General features: G+C 39.9%; 12 protein-coding genes and 1 riboswitch. Of the genes, 1 reads left to right on the forward strand and 11 read right to left on the reverse strand.

From position 1 onward, the window contains the following. From XEN7305_RS10365 to XEN7305_RS10415, 11 genes are all read right to left on the reverse strand, one after another. Positions 1-488: hypothetical protein (locus XEN7305_RS10365; protein ID WP_006509364.1), on the reverse strand; the 488-nt coding region annotated here is incomplete at its 3' end. A 180-nt stretch (positions 489-668) separates the two neighbouring features. Beyond that, positions 669-1,685 carry a formylglycine-generating enzyme family protein gene (locus tag XEN7305_RS10370; RefSeq protein WP_006509365.1) on the reverse strand — a complete coding sequence of 339 codons (1,017 nt, stop codon included), beginning with the start codon at positions 1,683-1,685 and terminating at the stop codon, positions 669-671. A 205-nt stretch (positions 1,686-1,890) separates the two neighbouring features. Further along, positions 1,891-3,630, reverse strand: a complete 1,740-nt coding sequence (locus tag XEN7305_RS10375) for an arylsulfatase (RefSeq protein ID WP_006509366.1) — start codon at positions 3,628-3,630, stop codon at positions 1,891-1,893. A 216-nt stretch (positions 3,631-3,846) separates the two neighbouring features. After that, positions 3,847-4,797, reverse strand: a complete 951-nt coding sequence (locus XEN7305_RS10380; protein WP_006509367.1) for an MBL fold metallo-hydrolase — start codon at positions 4,795-4,797, stop codon at positions 3,847-3,849. 262 nt (positions 4,798-5,059) lie between these two features. After that, the gene (locus XEN7305_RS10385) at positions 5,060-6,205 is read right to left on the reverse strand and encodes an alanine--glyoxylate aminotransferase family protein (RefSeq protein ID WP_006509368.1); all 1,146 of its coding nucleotides are present in this window, start codon (positions 6,203-6,205) and stop codon (positions 5,060-5,062) included. Between the two features lie 113 nt (positions 6,206-6,318). Then, positions 6,319-7,167, reverse strand: coding sequence for a 5'-3' exonuclease (locus XEN7305_RS10390; RefSeq protein ID WP_006509369.1), 849 nt, complete (start codon positions 7,165-7,167; stop codon positions 6,319-6,321). Between the two features lie 316 nt (positions 7,168-7,483). Continuing rightward, positions 7,484-8,074 (reverse strand): phage tail protein, encoded by a 591-nt coding sequence (locus XEN7305_RS26595; protein WP_006509370.1) that lies wholly within the window; start codon positions 8,072-8,074, stop codon positions 7,484-7,486. Between the two features lie 242 nt (positions 8,075-8,316). Next, a complete protein-coding gene (locus XEN7305_RS10400; RefSeq protein WP_006509371.1) occupies positions 8,317-16,221 on the reverse strand; it encodes an RHS repeat domain-containing protein in 7,905 nt (2,634 codons plus the stop codon). Positions 16,222-16,405: 184 nt separating this feature from the next. After that, positions 16,406-17,170: an ABC transporter ATP-binding protein gene (locus XEN7305_RS10405; RefSeq protein WP_006509372.1), complete on the reverse strand. Its 765-nt coding sequence runs from the start codon at positions 17,168-17,170 to the stop codon at positions 16,406-16,408. A gap of 22 nt (positions 17,171-17,192) precedes the next feature. Beyond that, positions 17,193-18,032, reverse strand: a complete 840-nt coding sequence (locus XEN7305_RS10410) for an ABC transporter permease (RefSeq protein ID WP_006509373.1) — start codon at positions 18,030-18,032, stop codon at positions 17,193-17,195. Between the two features lie 110 nt (positions 18,033-18,142). Continuing rightward, positions 18,143-19,180, reverse strand: a complete 1,038-nt coding sequence (locus tag XEN7305_RS10415; RefSeq protein WP_006509374.1) for an ABC transporter substrate-binding protein — start codon at positions 19,178-19,180, stop codon at positions 18,143-18,145. A gap of 271 nt (positions 19,181-19,451) precedes the next feature. Beyond that, positions 19,452-19,525: riboswitch (Glutamine riboswitch) on the forward strand. Between the two features lie 31 nt (positions 19,526-19,556). Here XEN7305_RS10415 and XEN7305_RS10420 point away from each other — a divergent pair. Next, on the forward strand, positions 19,557-19,925 hold the full coding sequence (locus tag XEN7305_RS10420) for a DUF4278 domain-containing protein (protein WP_006509375.1): 369 nt from the start codon (positions 19,557-19,559) through the stop codon (positions 19,923-19,925). Positions 19,926-20,027 lie beyond the last annotated feature (102 nt).

Genomic DNA, 20,027 nt, shown 5'->3' on the forward strand with positions numbered 1-20,027 from the left:
GCTTCAAAGTTCCCTGTTTCCGGGTTAAATATATACTGAGCCAAGATTAAACCAGGTAGTCCTGACTCTCGTAGAGCGTTGTTAGCTTCGATACTAGCAATGCGTACGATGTTTAATAAGTTACGACCCCCGATAATTCCCCAATTCTCATCAAAGGCGAGGAGAGAAATCCTCGAACCGTTAGCTGGACCATCAGTTGTAGCATCCGAGCCTAGGCTGTGGTTGACGAACACATAGTTGGTGCCATCAATATTGGTGTGGGAGACTCCATCCACATTACCAATAAAGGTGAAGGTTTCTGTGGCACTAGCTGTTAAGGGATTGTCACCACTATCGACTTCCCCCAGATTATCTACGGGGAAGGCCGCAGCCGGATCTGTGGCCAGGAAAGGAAATTCCCCTTCTAATAAAGGTATTTCGTCTCCGAATGTTAACAGGGGAATACTAGTATAGTCATTATTGAGATCAATTAAATAGGATTCAGCCATCAAGAATATTTTCCTCAGTCTAAATTTGAAGTAACTTCATCGCCTCTGATCTTAATAAACAAGGAAGTTTCAGATTACATTGATGAAACAAAAATTAATAGGTTTAAATCATACTTATGTAATAACGGTTAATACATTTGTGACTGAGTGAAAATAAATAGGAAAAACTATTGTGGAAATTTAGCTGACTAATCGAAAACCAATGTGAGATGTTCCCGTATCCGGTGATTGAGCCTCCCGAGCAGCAGGTCGAAAACGACTACAGTAGTTTTGGGCACATAAAAAGGAACCACCTTTGATGACATGTTTAGCAACGCCAGGTTCTCTAGGATCTAAACTTTTACTGGCATCAGCAACTGTCGGGTTTACTTGATGCTCTTTTCCCTTATGACCCAGACGATACCAATCAACAGTCCATTCCCAAACATTACCTGCCATGTCATATAACCCATAGCCATTAGCGGCAAAGGACTCCACGGGGGCTGTGCCATAATAACCATCTTTTTCTAAATTCTTAAAAGGAAACTTTCCCTGCCAAGTATTCGCTTTGTCCGCAGAGTAAGTATTTCCCCAAGTGAAGATGGCATTTTTGAGTCCCCCTTTGGCAGCAAATTCCCATTGAGCTTCTGTCGGCAAAGACTTCCCTGCCCAGTCTGCATAGGCTTGAGCATCTTCATAGGCAACCTGAACCACAGGATAATTTTCTTTGCCCTCAATACTACTGTCAACTCCTTCTGGATGTTGCCAATTTGCCCCAGTAACCCAATGCCACCATCCCAGTTCTTTTACTCTTAACCCTAATGGTTGCACAAATACTAATGAACCAGGAGCTCTTTGTTCTTCAGATAGCTGGGGGAATTCCGTCGCACTTAAAGGCCGTTCCGCAACGGTTATATATCCTGTTTCTTTGACAAATTCAGCAAATTGACCATTGGTTATTTCATGTTGATCCATACAAAAACCATCAACACGAACATCTGGAGCCGAATGTTCCTCTATATAATGCTCATCATCGCCGATTTTAAAAGAGCCCCCAGGAATCCAAACCATGTCTTGAGGGCAAGAATGATTAACAGAGTTTTGGGTTTGAGAACTTGAGGATTTTCCCAAAATATCTGCACCTTGATGAAGTAAAAAAACTGCTAAAAGACTACTCAGAATTAACGCTATAAAAACACCTATTTTTTTGGTAATCATAATATATGGGAGCTGTGGGTCAGGAAAAAATAAAAAGTATTAATTAAAAAGTATTAGTTTTCTAATCTCATAAGTTAATTAAAAGATTAACTAGTGAGAGATACTAGGCAAACAAATCACAGAAAAGGAAAGAGTAAGTTAAGAATTTTACTAGTGATGAAATTCTATAGCTTACTCCCCAGAGAAAAATAGTAAAAAATGAAGATTAGTTCACTCTATTATCAGGAATTATTTGTTTTTCCTCGGCATAGACTTCGTAATCTTTGATCATACTGTCCCGCAAATCAGGATAAATCTCGGAAAGATCTTTGGTTTCTGTAGGATCTAATGCTAGGTTGTATAATTTCCAAGTTTTATCTCCCCATCCAGGATTTAATCGAACCAACTTCCAATCACCCATGTAAACGGCAGCTTCTCCTTTGCCAAAGATCTCAAAGGCAATTGCTTCATCATCAGCATAAATCTTTTCTGCAAAACCTTCTAATACAGGACGCATTGATTTACCTGCCATGGGATGAATCTCCCGACCTTTATACAGACTACCAGGATGCTCAACGCCTGCATATTCCAATAAAGTGGGGGTCACATCTTTGACTGAGGAAAAAGCTCCAGTTCTACCAACTTGAATAAAGCCAGGATAGGAAATCGCGAAAGAGCCTGCGAGACCACCTTGGGCATGAGTTGATTTTTCTGACCAGTGGGGTGTCGCCGAAACCTGTGACCAATTTGAATCGCGGGTAATATACGAGTTGGGTAAACCCATATTCTCGTAGCTGTTGTCCATGCCTTCTTCTTCAATCCAGGGAATGAAATCATCCCAATTTTGTCTGTCATGACCATCAGCACCATTGTCGGTCATAAAGATGAAGATTGTATTTTCGTATTCTCCAACTTCTTTAAGATAATCAATATAGCGGCCAATAGACATATCTAGATAGTCAATCATAGCAGCATAAGTTGCCATTTTTTTCGCAGAATATTTCTGTTCTTCTGGAGAGAGACTATCCCAAGATTTCATACCCTGAACCGTCCATCTAGCCGGTAACTCTAGGTATTTAGGAATTAATCCAAGTTCTTTCATTCGCGTAAAGCGTTGTGCGCGAATCTCATCCCAGCCAGCTTCGTAGATCGGAACATATTTATCAATATATTCTTTGGGCGCCTGATAAGGAGTATGGGGCGCTGAATAGGCAAGGTAACTAAAGAAAGGCTTGCCATCTTTGCGATTAGACTCAACATATTCAATCATTTTATCGGTGAAGTCTTTTGTTGAGTAAAAGTCTTCAGGTAATTCCGTTAATTTCTCCCCATTTAGTGTATAGTCATTGACGGGAAAATAGGGAGAGAAACCTCTCATGGAATAATGATCTCCCGCACCTTCTAGCAAAGTGAAGGATTCACTAAATCCTCTTTCATAAGGATCAAACCCTGATATTTCTTCTCCTGTGACTGCTTTTACTTTTTCAGGAGTTTCAACTCCCCCTAAATGCCATTTCCCAGCCATATAGGTGTGATAACCGCTGTCTCGAAGTAGAGTCGGTAGGGTGACCACTTTATCGTTAAGATAACCTTCATAATTAGGTTGACCTATTTGGTTGGGAGCTAGCTTCTCCAACATATTCCCAACTCCGGCATCATGGTTATCGACCCCTGTTAGTAACATTGATCGAGTAGGAGAACAAGTGGGAGCAGTATGGAAATTAGTCAACATCATCCCTTCCCCAATTAAGGCGTCGATATTGGGTGTTTCTATTTCACCACCATAACTTGCCAAATCGGAGTAGCCCATATCATCAGCAATTAGCATTACGATATTCGGCCTTTCAATGCTAGAGCTCCTTTTGCTAGCTTTTACTTCACCTTCACCTTGAAGAAACGAGATCCCAATGACGCTGAGGGTTCCAAAACCCGTGGCGAAGGCGAACTGAGCGATTTTTTTGTACATAATGGTAAAAATTCAAAAAAGTGACAAACTAACTAATCGATAATTTCTGTAATGATCCTTTAAATCACTGAATGCAAAAAATGACAACAATCTCAGTAAAAATACTTCTCTGATCTGTATGATTGATGTCATAAAAATACAATTAATGTTGGGGATTTTACCCCGATATTCCTAAGTTTTAAACCGATTGGCATAAAATGTTTACATTTCTATGCTTTAACAGTCACCATAAGCGACATCCTCAGTTAGGCCGAATCCTAAGTACCATGCCAATGGATAATCAGGATATGCTTGCGTAATAAAACCTTTGGCCTCTTCAGCATTATTTTGAGTGCAGATTGCTTCGCCATAGGTTGCTATATATTTAGCTGCATCGTCCATATTCGCCACACTATCGTTTAAACTTGCATTAGGCGCTTTATGTCCAGAAATAACCAGGTCTGGGTTGAGGGATTTGATCTTTTCAAAGGATGCCATCCATTCTTGACGAACTTCAGGACTACTGGCTGCTGCCATAAAAGCATGGGTACCCATGAAATACACATCAGCAGCGATTACGGTTTTCGCAGCGGGAATACTGATTACAGAAATCTCGGGAACGTCTCCTCGCATGCTCATTATTTCCAGTGTTTCACCGTCTAGTTCCATAGAATCTTCGGTATATACTTCCACTGGGATCTCAGGATTGGTTGTGACATCTCCAGGATATTGACCTTTATAGATATCAATAAACCGACTAGTGTTGCTCTTTATTCCCTCGACGGTAGCTGCTCCGGCGTATATAGGTGTATCAGGGAATTTTGCTAGTACAGATTCCAATCCCAAATAATGGTCGGGATGAGCATGGGTAATAAAGATTGCTTGAAGATTTTTGCCTGTCGCCTCAATGATATCAGCTACGTTGCTCGCGTCACTGAGCTTAAGTTGGGAGTCTACTAGAATGACATTCTCCGTGCCTTCAATGACAACCGAAGCTACCAAGGCAGCAGGGTCTTCTGAGTAGTAAGGGGTGACGGTTAATTGAGATTCTACCCCAGCCGACATGGCAATTTGTGGGGTTCCCTGACTGTCTGGGAGCTGAGCGACAACTGATGTATCAGTCCCCCAAAATATACTAATTAAAGAGGCCGCCAATACTGAAATTAAGAGAAATTTGAGCTTTTTCATGGTAATCTCGATGTTTAAATAAGAAGCTTGAGATTGTATTGAATCTTGATTTAACTAGATTCTTCTTGGATTAACAGGTATGAGGAGCAAGTACTAAAAAACTATCCACCCTCAAAAGATCCATGCCAAGTATACATCTATTTCTTTTAGTATATTTTCTCGGCAAATGCTCATTTGTGCGAAGTATTGTAAACTACTCATTTGTTCTAAGGTTTTTAGTCGGAGTGGATAATTGCCCACCCCAATTTAGAGATTTATTTGATTAGACCAGTTGAGCTGCTGCTGCTTTCACTCCAGCTTGAGCAGGAATTTTATGTCCTAATTCGCTTAAAGTTGCTTCTAAGCAGGCGATACCTGTGAGCATGTCACGATCGCTGACAAAGCCAAGATGTCCAATGCGGAAGATTTTTCCTTTGAGATGATCTTGTCCTCCTGCCAGGGTAATCCCATACTTGCTACTCATGATTTTTCTGATATCTTCGGTGTTCACCGTATCAGAAGTAACTGCTGTTACCGCTGTACTAGCAACCTCATCAGCTGCGAAGGTTTGTAAGCCCAGAGCTTTGACCGCTGCCCGAGTCATATTTGTCAGGCGTTGATGACGAGAGAAAATGCCTTCTAATCCTTCTCTTTGCATCATTTGTAGGGATATTTGCAACCCGTACATCAGGTTAACTGGGGGCGTAAAGGGAGTGCTGGCTTTGAGATTGGCTTTTTTGTATTTTCCTAAATCCATATAAAAACGAGGGAATTTACAGGTTTCATAGGCTTGCCATGCTTTGTCGCTTACGGAGAGAAAACCTAAGCCTGGAGGTACCATATAGCCTTTTTGGGACCCTGAACCTACGACGTCCAAACCCCATTCATCAACGGGAACATTATAAGCTCCGAGGCTGGTGACAGCATCAACAATGATGAGAGCTTCTCCATGAGCTTTGACATGTTTATTGATTGTTTCGAGATCGTTAAGCACTCCTGTAGAGGTTTCAGAATGAGTGATGATAACGGCTTTGATTTCTTTTTTACTGTCTGATTCGAGATGAGTTTGAAATTCGCCCGGATCTAGAGGCTGTCCCCATTCCGCGCTAATCCTAACGGTGTCTAGGCCAAAAGTTTCGCTGATCTGAGCCCAGCGATCTCCAAATTTGCCATTAACCCCGACTAAAACGCGATCGCCTGGACTGAGGAAGTTAATCATTCCTGCTTCCATGGCCCCGGTTCCTGAGACGTTCAAGGTCAGAACTTCATTTTTGGTCTGATGTAACCATTTCAAATTATCGTTGATTTCAGCAATAATCTTGCTAAAGTCCCCACTACGGTGACCAATGGGACGTTTTGCCATAGCAAGCAATACTTTCTCTGGTACCGGAGTCGGTCCAGGAATCATCAACATATGTTTGTCTTCCATAGCTCTTAACTTTAAATAGCCTCAACTTCAGACAGCCATACTATCTTATTGCAGTTATATCCTAGAAGAATCAAAGAAAATCTTAAGTTAAATCAGTTATCAGTAAACAGTTATCAGTCAGGTAGTTTATCGACTAGATGTTGAATTTCTAGTTCTTGAGCGATATCTACATTGGTTTTAATTTGGGTTATTTGGCAATTGTCGACAGAAAAGCTGAGAGGGACATTGGTCGCTAGGTTAGTAATTTTTAATAATTGGGTGATCAGTAGTTGGTTATCCTGCATTTTTTTTTGCATCCTTGGTTTTAACTCTGCTAAATTAGCGAAAATATTGGCTAAATCCCCATACTTTTGGATCATTTGGGCAGCGGTTATTTTGCCGATACCGGCCACTCCTTTGATGTTATCGGAAGAATTACCGGCGATCGCTTTAAACAATGGTATTAGCTCTGGGGAGAACCCAAATTCTTGTACTACTAAATCAGGGGTATATATTTGATGAGTTTTGCCATGAGTATAGTGAACTGATACGCGATCGCTGACTAATTGCAGGATTTTTTTGTCGTTACTATGAATTACTATTGGACAGCTAGTTCTCTCTGTTATGGTTGCAAGAAGATCTCCGACTTCAAATCCAGAAATATTGAGGTTGCAAATATTCATTTCACCGAGCAAACAACGTAAATTTCGCAGATCGATGAGAAAATCTTCTGGTTTGGTGTGATCGCGATTTTGTTTGTATTCGGGACAAACTTGATAGCGAAAACTATGAACGGGACTGTTAAATGCGATCGCAAGATGACTGGGATTGAGCCTGGTTAACAAAGAACGTAAAGAAATTAGAAATCCACTACAAATTGCGATCGGACAACCATCAGAGTTCGTGAGAATCTTTTCTTTGTTTACATTGGAGTAATAGCATCTATGGGCCAGGGAATCACCATCAATCAATAGTAATTTCATATGTAGCAATATGCTTTTACTTAAAGTAAAACTAGTAGGATACTTTCTGTGTTTTGATTTGCATTTCTTATTAATTAGACTGAAAATAAACTTAAGAATGTGGTTTTTCCGACAGGCTGCGACTCGTTGCACGAACCTTCTCTTTAGTCAGAATCCTTAGGTGCGCTTATGAAGCCGCCGTCTTACGGCGGCTTCGTCGCACCTCTTCTGAATACTGATATGCGCTTGCGAAGCTCTACCCGCAGGGGCAGCGGTATCCTTTAGGAATCCTTTGGCTTACAGCTTACTAAGAACTTTTTTTGCCGAACTCACTTAGCTACACATCACTAGCTTTAATAATCCAATTAACATATATGTTCTTGGGACGAGTTTCACTTCCCCCAACTCCGTTCGTAGATAAATCATAGCCTTCCTGATATTTTCCTCTGCGTCCGCCGCTATTGCCTTTAGATTGTCTCCCGCTATTGAATTCGATTTTGTGTGAATGCCTTTTAAAGGCATCAGCCTGGGCTGAACCAACGCGATCGCCAGTATTTCCCCCCTTAGCAGAATAGGTGCGATCCTTAGCATCTGGATCTCGATTCGCTCCCGCATCGACACCTCGGAGAAAGCGTCCGCGCAAATCTGGGAGTTTGAAATATCCAGCACGATCAGCTGTTCCATAATAAGTACCAATTATACTGTTTAGCTCTGGGTAGTCATCTATGGGATATTCTTCGCCGTTGCAGATCAGCCAACCTTGAGCCGCTAATAATCCCGTGGCATTTCCGTTAGTATCACCTGCATAGGCTGTTATTGTTCCAATAGGCACAGTATCAGCACTAGCAGCATTAACTTCGGTGCTAAAGGTAAGAGTAATAGCGAAGAGAAAGGCGACAATTGCGCCAAAAATGCGTTTCCTGTTCATAAGATAGACCTTGTTGAATTTGAGTGTTTATTTGATTGTTCAATCCGTTTCCTTACTGCAAGAAATAAGGGTTTGATATTTCCTGTTATGGCGATCGGATTGATTTCCGTGGTATCCAACCCTTCATGATTTGATATTCTCCTTTATTGGATTAAAGTTTAGATTTGATAATTCGCTCCCCATTTAAAGACTCCGAAATTGCGATCACAGTTTAGATGCGTCTCAGCTTATGGCTCGAACTTTTAATCAAAATCAATGGGAAAGATACCAGAAAAAGTCATCCCACGATCCACAGTACGGACAAATATACGAGCCTTATTTGCTCGTGCAAATTCTGCTGCAGAAGAGTTTTTTAAACTTCTTACTATCGATGAAATACCTGAGCCATTCGTTCTTTGGCTTGCATTTCGGGCTGCCTGTAATGCATTAGCTTGAATTCCCTGTCGCGTTCCAGCTCTTAATCTGGAAACACCTTTTATAATATCATCAGCAGCTGCACCACCCAAAGCCCCACTAACAGCTCCAAAAATAGATCCCAATATTGCTCCTCCCCTAGCTCCATCACGAATCGATTCACGAGGATCTGAATCCCTCTTATTAGTATTATTAAGAGAAGTTTGTGCGGCACCTTCGATCGTACCAGCTAGAGCACCACCAGCTGTGCTGCCGATAAAACCTCCAACATACGCCCCTGCCAATGAGGCTTTTCCTGTTATTGTTGCTCCTGCTGCTAGAAAACTTGCTGCGCTGCTTAATGCGCCGCTTGCTGCGCCTGCGCTTGCTGCGCCCACGCTTGCTGCGCCCACACTTGCCGCGCCTCCAGCAGTCCCCGCACCTCCGAGAGAAGCGCCCACTGAAGACCCCAGTATTGCTCCACCTGCGGCGAAACCTCCCGCTACTGCCCCAGCCACAGTACCAATTCCTGCATAACCAAATATATAGCCAAATGTCGCTTTCGTACTAGCGTCTTCCTGGGCAGCTTTGATACCTCCTACAATGGCACCGATGGTAGCACCTATAGCAGCACCAATTGCCACAACTGCTAAAAACGCCAACTCACCATCTGGATCAACCATATTAATTGGGTTATTACCCGCATATAGATAGGGGCTGGCAAATTGTGCCTTGGGATCGATAGCATAAAACCGTCCCAAACGATGGTCATAAATTCGTGCCCGATAGTTATACAGACCTAACTCTGCATCAAATTCCTGTCCTGTATAGCGATAACTAATAATTTCAGGATTACCATAAGCAGTCCCCATCAAATCCCCAAAAGGTAGATAATCAAAGGCCGTAATTACTGTTCCTGCTTCATCCACCACTACACGAGTTGAACCAAGATGATCTTTTAGTACCGTGTAAACCTCGCCATCTTTAACCAGGGCCACTAACCCACCAATGCCATAGATATACTGTAGGGTTTGGTCGCTCACTTCCAACAGAGGATAATCATTCAAACCATGCAGATATAATTTGCTTGCCGTTTGCTTTCCTGAACTATCCTGGGATGTTTTCAAAACTCGCTGATTTCCCCCGTCATACTTAAAGGAAACTGAAGTTTCTCCCTCAAGCTCTACCTTAGTGGTTAACTGAGTTAAGGGGTCATAATCAATCTGAGAAATCTGGCGATGGGAAACAGTTTTAACATTGCCATTGGCATCATAGCTATAGGATTGAGGTTGACTCCCATTACTAACCCCGTTTACCTGATTCGTATTCTCAATATATTTATACTCATTTGTGCTGTCTCCTCGTTTCAAGGTTTCGATATTGCCATTGAGATCGTAAGTTGTCGGTTGACCTATCCCTAAACTTGCTTGTTCATTTTGGGAATTTTGGGCAATTTCTAACCGTCTTAACTTATCGTACTGATATTTATAGTCATAACTTTGGGGTGCATTCTCCCATATCCCATAATTAATACTGTTTTTGGCAATATTCCCGTTGTAATATCCTGAACCCTCGTAACCATCCTTCCGATAAGCAAGAGATTGTTCCATTACTAGGGAGTTATCTGCTTTCTCGTTACCAATGCGGGTTGGCCAACCCGGAGAATTATACTCAAGACTGTTTTGTATTCCCCCATTATTTAGGGTTGTCCTGTCTAGGCTACCATCAGCATTGTAGGTATAAGTGGCAAACCGTTGGGGATTTTGGGGTGTTCCGATCGCAATGGGTTCTCCCAGGCTGTTATAGCTGTAAACCACTTCAGGAATATTATTACTACTATCGGGATAGTGAATCTTGATCACATTGCCAAGATTATCATATTCATAGTGAACGGTTTGCGCCGCATATCCCGTAACCGTCAGGGTTTTACTGGCTACATTCCCCAACTCGTCATAACTATAGGCTTCTTCAACATCGCTATTGCCATCTCCTTGATTACTACTTAAAACCTTCCATAAACGACCGATTAAATAAGGGTTTGAACCATCGCCATCAAAGATATAGCGCTTGCGCCAAGAGTTTTGTTGAGGATAATTGGGATCAGTATCTGCTTTCTGTTGTAAGGTGCTACCATCACCCCAGTCTCCCGAAAACCATCCTTCCTCAATTAAACGTCCTATCGCATCATATTTCTTGTAAAGAATAGTACTAGATGCTAAACCTACTGCATCTACCATAAACCGAGGTTGACCTGAGGGATCATAGATATATTTGGTTGTTCCTGAATCTGGGTTAGTTTGGCTAGTCATTTGTCCGAGGAAATCATAGTCCATGGTGATTTCCCAAGCATCAGGTTGTGAACCAGTCGGAGGGAAAAACTGATTCGGCAGCAATACTTTCACGACATTTCCCGCATCATCATAAATATTGCGAGTGGTTTGATAAACATCGCCTCCTGCCTCTATGGGTCCTGATTTTTTAGCTAAGGTCTGTCCTAATTGATCTTTGAGGGTGTAAACAGGAGTTCCATCAGCATCAGTTAGCTTTTCGACTAAATATTGCCCAGATGGATAAGAATCTTCCGCAAAAAATCCTTGTAGATTTGTCCCATACTCACTGGTGACAATATGAGTATTACCATTGCCTATGGCGAATGCTTTCCCTGGTATTCCCTGCTGAATGGGACGATTCAAGGGTGATGCTTCATATACTATTCTACTGTAGGGATAACCTTCATCATCAGGATAATAATTAGCGACTTCTCCCGTTAATACCCCCGATTCCCAATTTATATTTTCGACAAATGTTTGCCGATAACCGAAGAGAGTATTATTAAACCGCACTGTTTTTGTCGCGATCGCCTCACGATTCAGATCGTCATAAACTGTTTCAGTTACGAGACAATTACCTTCTTCTAATGCTTGGGTTTGCCTTTCTTTTCCTGCACCATCACTATAGGTAATACCAATTTGAGGATTTTTAAAAGTGAGAATATTGGCAAAAGCAACCTCATCTGCGGTGAATAACTCCAGCGCACCAGTAATATTATTTTCTACGGTTTGAGCAAATATTTGTTGACCATCAGCATAAAATAAAACTGTGTTATTTACGGCGATCAATAACCATTCATGGGGAATGGCGCCCGTGTTAGCAATTTGAGAAGATGAACCCTTGAGGGTTAAAGTCCAACCCTGATTTTGTGTCCAGGTAACAGTTAATTGATCGCCAATGCGAACACCTAAAGGTTGTTGTAGAGGCTTTTGCGGATGAATTGATAACCTGACGCCATAGTTACTAAAAGATGCCGTAGCTTGATAAGTAATGCTATCTAAAGTATTTCCTCTGTGCAGTAAAGCATTATTTTCTGCCTGCCAATTATCTCCTCTACTGTTTTCCGCCAAGGAAGAGTTAGAGGTGGGTTCCCAATCTTCTCGCCATTGTTCACCATTAGCGAAGTTAGCATAGACTCCCCCTTCTGCTGCACCAATACTGAGACTACTATTAGGTTCATCTTGAGAAAAGACATAATTTGCCTCATCATTTCCTTGTCGAGTTAGATAGTTTGTTGTCACCCCACTAACTGTCTCAGAAAGTCCAATTTCTGCTACTTTTCGTTGGAAAGAATCATAAAGATAACGCACCGTATCGCCACTATTTCCGAGTTGTGCGCTAACAGTTTTGTCTCTAGTTTCATAAACATTGCCTTGGAAACTACCCATCAAAGGGATAAAGCAAATATCATCAATTAAAAGAGATTTAGATGTTTTTTGATTGGATATTTCTAGTCCTAAATTTGTTCCTTGAATTTGCTCTGAACTAATTGCATAATGCCAATATTTCCACTTACTATCAGTAGATTTAATGGAGGCCGTAATAGGATTTCCCACAGAGTTATTACCATTATAAAATTGTAATTTAACTTCAGCTTTTCCTCCATCTGTCTCAAACCCTGTTTCTGTTTTAAACCAAGCAGAAATAATATAACTTTGCTGAGTATTAGTTATCGTCAGAGCTGTTTGTTTCTTGAGTGTTAAATTGGGTTTTAATTGCAAACTAGCAAAGCCTGTATGAGCATCTCCCTTGACAATAAAATCATTGATATCCCCTTGACTTACAGTCCAATCACTAAGATTTTCGCAGGCTTCAAATCCTGTATAAGTTGCTTCTTCAACAGTTGCATTACTAAACTGAGCAACAGGATAAAGTTGCTGCTTATCTAATATGACTGAGCTGTGAATTCCCTTGACATCAATTGAATCTTGTGCGACTCCCTTTGAACTGCGCGAAACTACTTCAGAAGCCTTTAACCAATCTGTTATATTTGGTTCGGTTTGATTATCCCATTGTTCAAAAACAGCGGATTCATTAAGTCCTTGATAACTTCTGTATAAACCCCATTTCCCCTCTCCCCAATCTTTCCAAGTCGAAGTGGCGATCGCTGTTGTTTTATCATTAGTTTTGCGAACATCTTGGACAACAGGAGTTAAGATATTTTGCTGTCTTAATTCATCATATTTTTCCCAACCATAGATAGAAGTTTGTGTCAGTATTTCCTCTTCTCCTAAACTATTATAATTTTTAGTTTTCTGTGTCTTTAATAATCCGGTTGCTGAGTCATATTCATATTCAACTTCTCGTTTAATTCCTACATTTGAGGCATTAACCTTAGAGTCTATGCTACTAATTTCTTGGCAATAGAGAATACTTTCTTCTCGTTTCTGTTGGAGATAGAAACCGTATAAATTAACGCTAGCTGGCTCTTCTAATTTCTGCCTTTCCGTAACGATGTCATATTCCACAGTTTGGCGAGTTAATTCCTCACCTGTAGAACTATAGGCTTTTTGTTGATATAAAGAGCCATGTAATAAGCTGTAATAATAAGGAGGTATGCCCTTAAAATCTTCAAAGCCTAAACTTGCTGCTGAAAGTCCATTGAAGAAAAAATATTCAGTCTTACCAAAAGGAGTTAATCGTGGATTTTCACTACCTTGAATTACCGTAATATGAGGATATTCTGTAACAATGCTTTGACTACTAATGACTACCTTCCCTGTGTCATAATCATAGCTAGTCTGACTTTCTTGGTAGCCATCATTAATAGTGACTTGAATAACTGGAAAATCAACTACCCTATCTTTAATTGATTTGTCAGCAATATAATATAGATTTAAATTTGAGGCTTGATCAAAATTATCTCCTCTATAAGTAACAAAAGCATTAAATCCAGCTAATATTGTTCCCGATCTTCCTTCACTACTTTCGTTATCAACATAAATTCTTTCCGCAAGAAATTCAGTATCAACAACCTTGTCATTTTTCAACAAAAATATTTGACTTTCTCCACTATTCGTTTCGCAAGCAATATAAAAAGGCGCCCGATTAATGATGCTATCTGGATTAATTCCCGATGGAATTGATCGTCGATCTTTATTTAGTTGACCTTGATTATTTCTGTGAAAAATACCATTTCCAATGGTTACAAAATCACCACTAATAGTAGGCTGATACTCATCTTTTGACCAGGAACCTTGTATCTCAGCATTTGTCCAGCGATCGCGATAAGGATCGTAAGCTTTGATTTCACTAGAACTAGAACTTGAGGCGATCGCTAAATCCGAACCATAAGCAAACTTAGTGGCTCCATTACCAACCCTGAGATTATCTTCTTGCCAAATGCTGCCATTGTATCGCCAAATATGTTCAACATTTGCCACCAAACTACCGGTAGTTAGAGAATAGAAAAAAGGTTCTTCTGTATCTTGAGGTAGGCTATAGGAATTGCTTAATGGAGAAGCAACCTTAAACTTCGCATCCCATTGATAGATTCGCACTTCATAGTCAATATTAGTCCCAAAGGACTTAATAAAAGTTGCTGTGGCAGAATTATTACTTAAACTCCAATCAAAATAGGGATTACCCGTTTCATCTTGTTCAACTAGACTAATATTACCAATATCTTTTCTAGTCCATTGCTGGTAAATTTCATCTTGGTAATATAACACCAGTCCACAGCTTTTAGAAGCAGCATCATAGATCCCGATGGTGAAATAATTACCTAATGCAGCTAAACTATAATTACCTTTACTTATACTTATCCTGCTACTTCTATCATTCCATATTTTTGATTGCTGATTCCAAACCCATAATTTAGTATTTCCACCAGACACAGCAGCAACCACAAAATCACTACCAACAGCAAGGTTTGTCTGGGCATCACTTGAAGGTAAATCCAAAGAGTAATTTTCATAACTCCATTGTCCAAATCGTCCCATTTCCTGATGAAATAGGTAAACCCTCATCTCGGAATTTGTCTTGAAACTTAGGGCAAAGAAATCCCTCTGAGCTATCACCTGTAAACTATCGATATCTAGTTTAAAGTTGAAACCTCCTGCGCTTGGTTGATAACTTATCCAATTACCATTCCAACTATAGAGTTTGATATCCAAATTTTGCCGACTTTCGTCATAGTAAGTAACTACAACATAATCACTACCAAACCAAACGCGAGGAATCCCCACACCAAAGATCTTTGTTTGATGGGATGTCCCGACTAAATCCTTTTTATCGTAAGTAAAATTAGCAATACCACCAGCAGGATAGGTAATATTCTTTAACCCACCACGATGAATATTCTCATCTATATCCTTGGTGTAATATTCAAATTTATAACCAGGTAATGACTCGCCATCGACATTTTTCTGAGTTATGCCTATTAGATAACGCTTATAGAAATCGGCATTATTAAAATCAATTAGTGAAACATTCTCTAATTCATAGTCGAATTGGAAATAAAATAAGAGAGATTCTGATTCTTCTTGTCTTACTTCAATAGAGTCGAGAAACTTAGTCTCATACCTATCTTGATAAGCATAAAGGTTTGATTGTCCAGTATATTCATGAGGAATCTGATACTCTCTTATTTGGTTATCATATTGTTTAGATTTATAGACAAAACTAACAGTACGTCCATCTATAGCAGTAATTCTTTTTAGGTAACAAGCCTTTGTATATTGATAACCATCAGTGCCAATTTCTTCTAAATCAACTTCATAATTAAAAGTAACTTTTTCTCCCCAAGTATTACGAATTTCTGCCAAATTCCAAGCTAGGGCGATCGGTTCCTGTCCTGATATATTGGTACTGCTATCAATCCAATTACCATTTCCCTTGCCCCATTTTACTCCCCATTGAATGTATGGATTATCTTGTGGGAAGTTCCCTTCTTTGCCTCCATAAATTTGCTTGACCCCATTTTCCTTAACAATCACCCATGTTTCATCTTGCGGATAGTAGCGAATATCCCAGGGTTTATAGTCTTCCGTCTCAAAATTCAAAGATTCTATACTCACTCCATCTTTGGCTAAATTGACCCCATCTTGATATAGCCTACTAGCCCCTCCGCCAGAAACAATATAGTATTCGTTATCGTAGCCAGATCCAGTACTTTTATTATCAATGGCGATCATTTCATAGGGCATATCCCAGCCCAAGCCCAAAATCCCCGTCGGTGCTTCCAAGTTCCAAGTATCCACCAGATTTTGAATATTACTCCGGTACATGATGGCGACTTGAACATCTAAATCACTTCTACCCGGAAGAGAGATTAATTCTAAAGGTAGGTTAACATCACCTCGGAAGAGATTTACTGCATTAGGGATATTTCCGATACCTCCCCCATCTATCTGAAAGGTTCGGATAACTGGGAATTTAGATAGAGTGCTTGGGGAGTAGCCACTGGAAGTGATTTGGTTCATTTTAAAAATATCTTCTGTTATTAATCTACAAATTAAAGCTATCCAACTTATTCATTACTAAAAGATATGTCGGAAATATTTTTATATGCATTTATCGCTATATTAACGTTCGTTCGATGACTACAAAATTAATTAGTGGCAACCAGGCAGGGAGCAGAAGGAGATATTTTTCCTTTAAGCTTACTCAAACAGTGGCAGAAATGCTTCTAAGTAGATCAATGATTTTATCAGCCTGTTGATGAAACTCTGGTTGACGCTTGATACCATAATCGCGATCGCTTGGAAGATTGATGGTGATTTCTTCTTTCACGGTACCCGGTCGAGCCGAGAGAATATAAACCCTTTGGGATAGAAACACTGCTTCTTGAACATCATGGGTGATCATAAAAATCGTGCAACCAGTTTTATGCCAAATTTCTAAGAGAAACTGCTGCATATTCTCTTTTGTTTGAATATCTAAAGCGCCGAACGGCTCATCCATTAAAAGTATTTTTGGATTGGTAGCTAAAGCCCGCGCGATCGCAACCCGTTGCTTCATGCCTCCCGATAACTCTTTGGGATAGGACTTGGCAAAATCGGATAGACCGACAATGTTTAGATAATAAGAAGCTTCTTCTCTACGTTTCCTCCGAGAAATGCCCAGTAGTTTTAACCCAAACTCGACGTTTTTCTGAACATTCATCCAGGGATAAAGAGTATATTTTTGGAACACCATGCCGCGATCGGCACCAGGACCAGTAACGATCGCATTATCAACGGTGATTTCTCCTCCAGTGGGGAAATCTAAACCGGCAATTAAGCGCAACAAAGTAGATTTGCCAGAACCCGATGCTCCCACCACACAAACGAATTCCCCTGTCTCCACATGCATATTAATATCTTTAAGCGCAACAACCGCTCCTTTTTTGGTGGAGAATTCTTTATAGAGATTAGAAATTTCAAGATGCATTGTGTTAATTAAAAATTAAAAATTAATCAAGTGCCCATTTGCAGGTAAGTCTAAGAAAGAGGCGAAAAGATAGATCTAGAGCAAAACCAATTAAACCTAAAACGATGAGACAAGCAAATATTTCGTCGGTTTTTAAAAACTTCTGAGCCAACAAAATTCTCTTTCCTAAACCTTCTGAAGCTGCTAGCAATTCGGCCACAACTACTAAATTCCAGGATGCAGCCATATTAACCCGAAAAGCATCTAGCATACTGGGAATAATATAAGGGGTAATAACTTGAGATAAAACTTGCCAACGTGAGCCGCCCAAGGTGTAAGTTGTTTCGATTAAATCTTTAGGAATGAATTTAACTGCATCCATAATCATCAGAACATTAAAAAACAATGTACCAATGAAAATCAAAGCAATTTTAGGAGGTTCATCTATTCCCAGGTAAATGATTAATAGAGGAATGAATGCAGGGGCTGGCATATAACGGACAATGCCAATTATAGGTTCAAATAAAGATCTAATGCTGGCAAAAGATCCCATCATAATTCCTAGAGGAATCGCCACTAGTGTCGACAAGAAAAACCCAATTGTAACTCTAGTAAAACTTGCCGCAATATCTTTAGTTAAAAATCCTTTTTGCCATAATCTCACCAATGCATCTATGACATCAGATGGGGAAGGTAAAAATGTAGGATTAACACCCGAATAAGTAGCAAATAGAAACCAACATAGTAAGGGAATCAAGATAGAAAAACCCATCATTCCCCAAGATAAAGACTTTGGAATATCCTCTGCAATTCGCCAAAATACGGTGGGTTCTATCCCAGATATTTTTTGTCTGGAGAATTCTTTCTTTGTGTTAGATTTCATAACAAAAGCTAAAAAACTAAAAAAACAAGGGATAAAAACTGAAAGACTCGAATCTACAACTTATCCCCTAACACCTAATACCTAACACCTAATACCTAACACCTAACTAATTATTTCCCATCGGCATAGGCTTTAACAAATTGGTCATCCAGAATTGTAGTTAAATCTGGTTCTGAATCAATAAACCCAACATCCAACATAAATTTACTCATTTTCTTAGCAGCAAAAGGCATATGTTTCATATTATCGCCATCGCTGAAAGCTTCTAGGTTTTCCTCTAGAGTAAATATTTTAGTGCCATCTTTTAACTGCTGTAACTCTTCTATGGTTATGTCAGCTCTTTTTGCCATTATTTCATCGGCTTTTTGAGGATTTTGTTCCATAAAGTCAAGAATATCAAACCAAGTATCTACAAGGGCTTGCACTTGCTCTGGTTGTTCATCAATTAATTTTTGACTAACTACTAGAAGATCAGGAATTGCCCCAGGAAACTCTTTGGAAGAGAGTAATTCTTTAGAGCCTTCTCGTTTTAAGGCGGTTAACCAAAATGGAGGAAAAGCTCCAACTGCATCGGTCTGTCCTGAAGCAAAAGCAGCGGCGGCAGCCCCGGTTTCTAAATTAACAATTTCCACATCGTCACGAGACATGCCATTTTCTTCTAGAGCCAAAGTTAACAGAAAATCATCCACAACCCCTTCTTCGATCGCGACTTTCTTCCCTTTTAAATCTTCTATTGTGTTGATATCTTCAGTAACAATAATTTTGTCATTCCCCGCCGAATTATCATTAACCAAAACTGCAACTTCCCCATTAACTGCACTACTAGCAAAGGAAATAGTGTCGTTGAGGGTTTGACAATTACCATCAAGTTGTCCTGCGGCAAAAGCTTCCATCGATGCGAGATAACCATCAAACCATCTGAGTTCGACATTAGCTCCATTTTTGGCAAATAAACCTTCTTGTTCTGCGATCGCCCAAGGCCACCAACCAGGCCAGTTACTATATCCGATCAGGATTGGAGGTGTATCGGGGTTGACTTGGGTTGGAGTATCACTTGTAGTGGATTCAGGGGTTTGAGCACAACTAATAGTTAAAACTAAACTTAGACAAAATACAGAGAGTAATGATAATAATTTTCTACGTTTCATAAAATTGATGGAGAGTTCAAACAATGCATGATTGCTGTCAAATTGGCATAGCCCATGCTAACTATAGTAATACTACTTGAGTTGTGATAATTGTTACAGTGTTTAATCAATTATCGACAAAGTTGTGTCCTAAGTTTTTCGCTCGTATCATCGCGAATTGGAATAACTTTTGTCCGTGCGAGTAAACAATATGACATCTTTGAGTTTTGTAACTAATTAAAATATCTTTCCTATATGAAATTATTGATTATCATGAAAATAGAATTACCCAATCGTTCATCTTTTCCTCAATTACTTTAGGAAGGACGGAAGTAAGGAAACAGCAAGCTCCTGAAGGAACGCGCCTCATAACGATAACGTGACAGAGGTGATGTCAATGAAATTAACCTATCGGGGAGTTCAGTATAGTGAAGAAACTCCCCAAATTTCTCAACCCGCAACTACATTAGCCAATAAAAGGATTATTTACCGAGGACATTCTCCCAAGGGTAAAATTAATCCTCGATTTCCCTTAATATCATATATTAAACAACTATTTAATAAATCTGAAGTAAGACCGGTTTACGACCCAATTACATTTTGGTACGACCATAAAAGAGAATTTTTAGATGATTGTCTGGCTTCAGAAAATTTGGACAAACTCGATCGCTGTTGGGGTTTGATTACAAAAACAGAACTTAGCCAAGCTTTGCAAGCGAAGAAAAAAATTAAGTTAAAATATCGCGGTGTTACCTATTATCGTTAATGAGGGCAGAGGGCAGAGGGCAGAGGGCAGAGGGCAGATGGAGGTGTAAACTTGCAACTGCAAACTAGTCAGCGATTTCTTTGGGTATTTGTTCTTTTGACT

Source organism: Xenococcus sp. PCC 7305 (assembly GCF_000332055.1).
In the GTDB taxonomy this organism is placed as follows: domain Bacteria; phylum Cyanobacteriota; class Cyanobacteriia; order Cyanobacteriales; family Xenococcaceae; genus Xenococcus.

Coding starts and splice junctions, on each gene's coding strand:
- XEN7305_RS10370 (WP_006509365.1), bottom strand. CDS start 1,685: ATGATTACCAAAAAAATAGGTGTTTTTATAGCGTTAATTCTGAGTAGT.
- XEN7305_RS10375 (WP_006509366.1), bottom strand. CDS start 3,630: ATGTACAAAAAAATCGCTCAGTTCGCCTTCGCCACGGGTTTTGGAACC.
- XEN7305_RS10380 (WP_006509367.1), bottom strand. CDS start 4,797: ATGAAAAAGCTCAAATTTCTCTTAATTTCAGTATTGGCGGCCTCTTTA.
- XEN7305_RS10385 (WP_006509368.1), bottom strand. CDS start 6,205: ATGGAAGACAAACATATGTTGATGATTCCTGGACCGACTCCGGTACCA.
- XEN7305_RS10390 (WP_006509369.1), bottom strand. CDS start 7,167: ATGAAATTACTATTGATTGATGGTGATTCCCTGGCCCATAGATGCTAT.
- XEN7305_RS26595 (WP_006509370.1), bottom strand. CDS start 8,074: ATGAACAGGAAACGCATTTTTGGCGCAATTGTCGCCTTTCTCTTCGCT.
- XEN7305_RS10400 (WP_006509371.1), bottom strand. CDS start 16,221: ATGAACCAAATCACTTCCAGTGGCTACTCCCCAAGCACTCTATCTAAA.
- XEN7305_RS10405 (WP_006509372.1), bottom strand. CDS start 17,170: ATGCATCTTGAAATTTCTAATCTCTATAAAGAATTCTCCACCAAAAAA.
- XEN7305_RS10410 (WP_006509373.1), bottom strand. CDS start 18,032: ATGAAATCTAACACAAAGAAAGAATTCTCCAGACAAAAAATATCTGGG.
- XEN7305_RS10415 (WP_006509374.1), bottom strand. CDS start 19,180: ATGAAACGTAGAAAATTATTATCATTACTCTCTGTATTTTGTCTAAGT.
- XEN7305_RS10420 (WP_006509375.1), top strand. CDS start 19,557: ATGAAATTAACCTATCGGGGAGTTCAGTATAGTGAAGAAACTCCCCAA.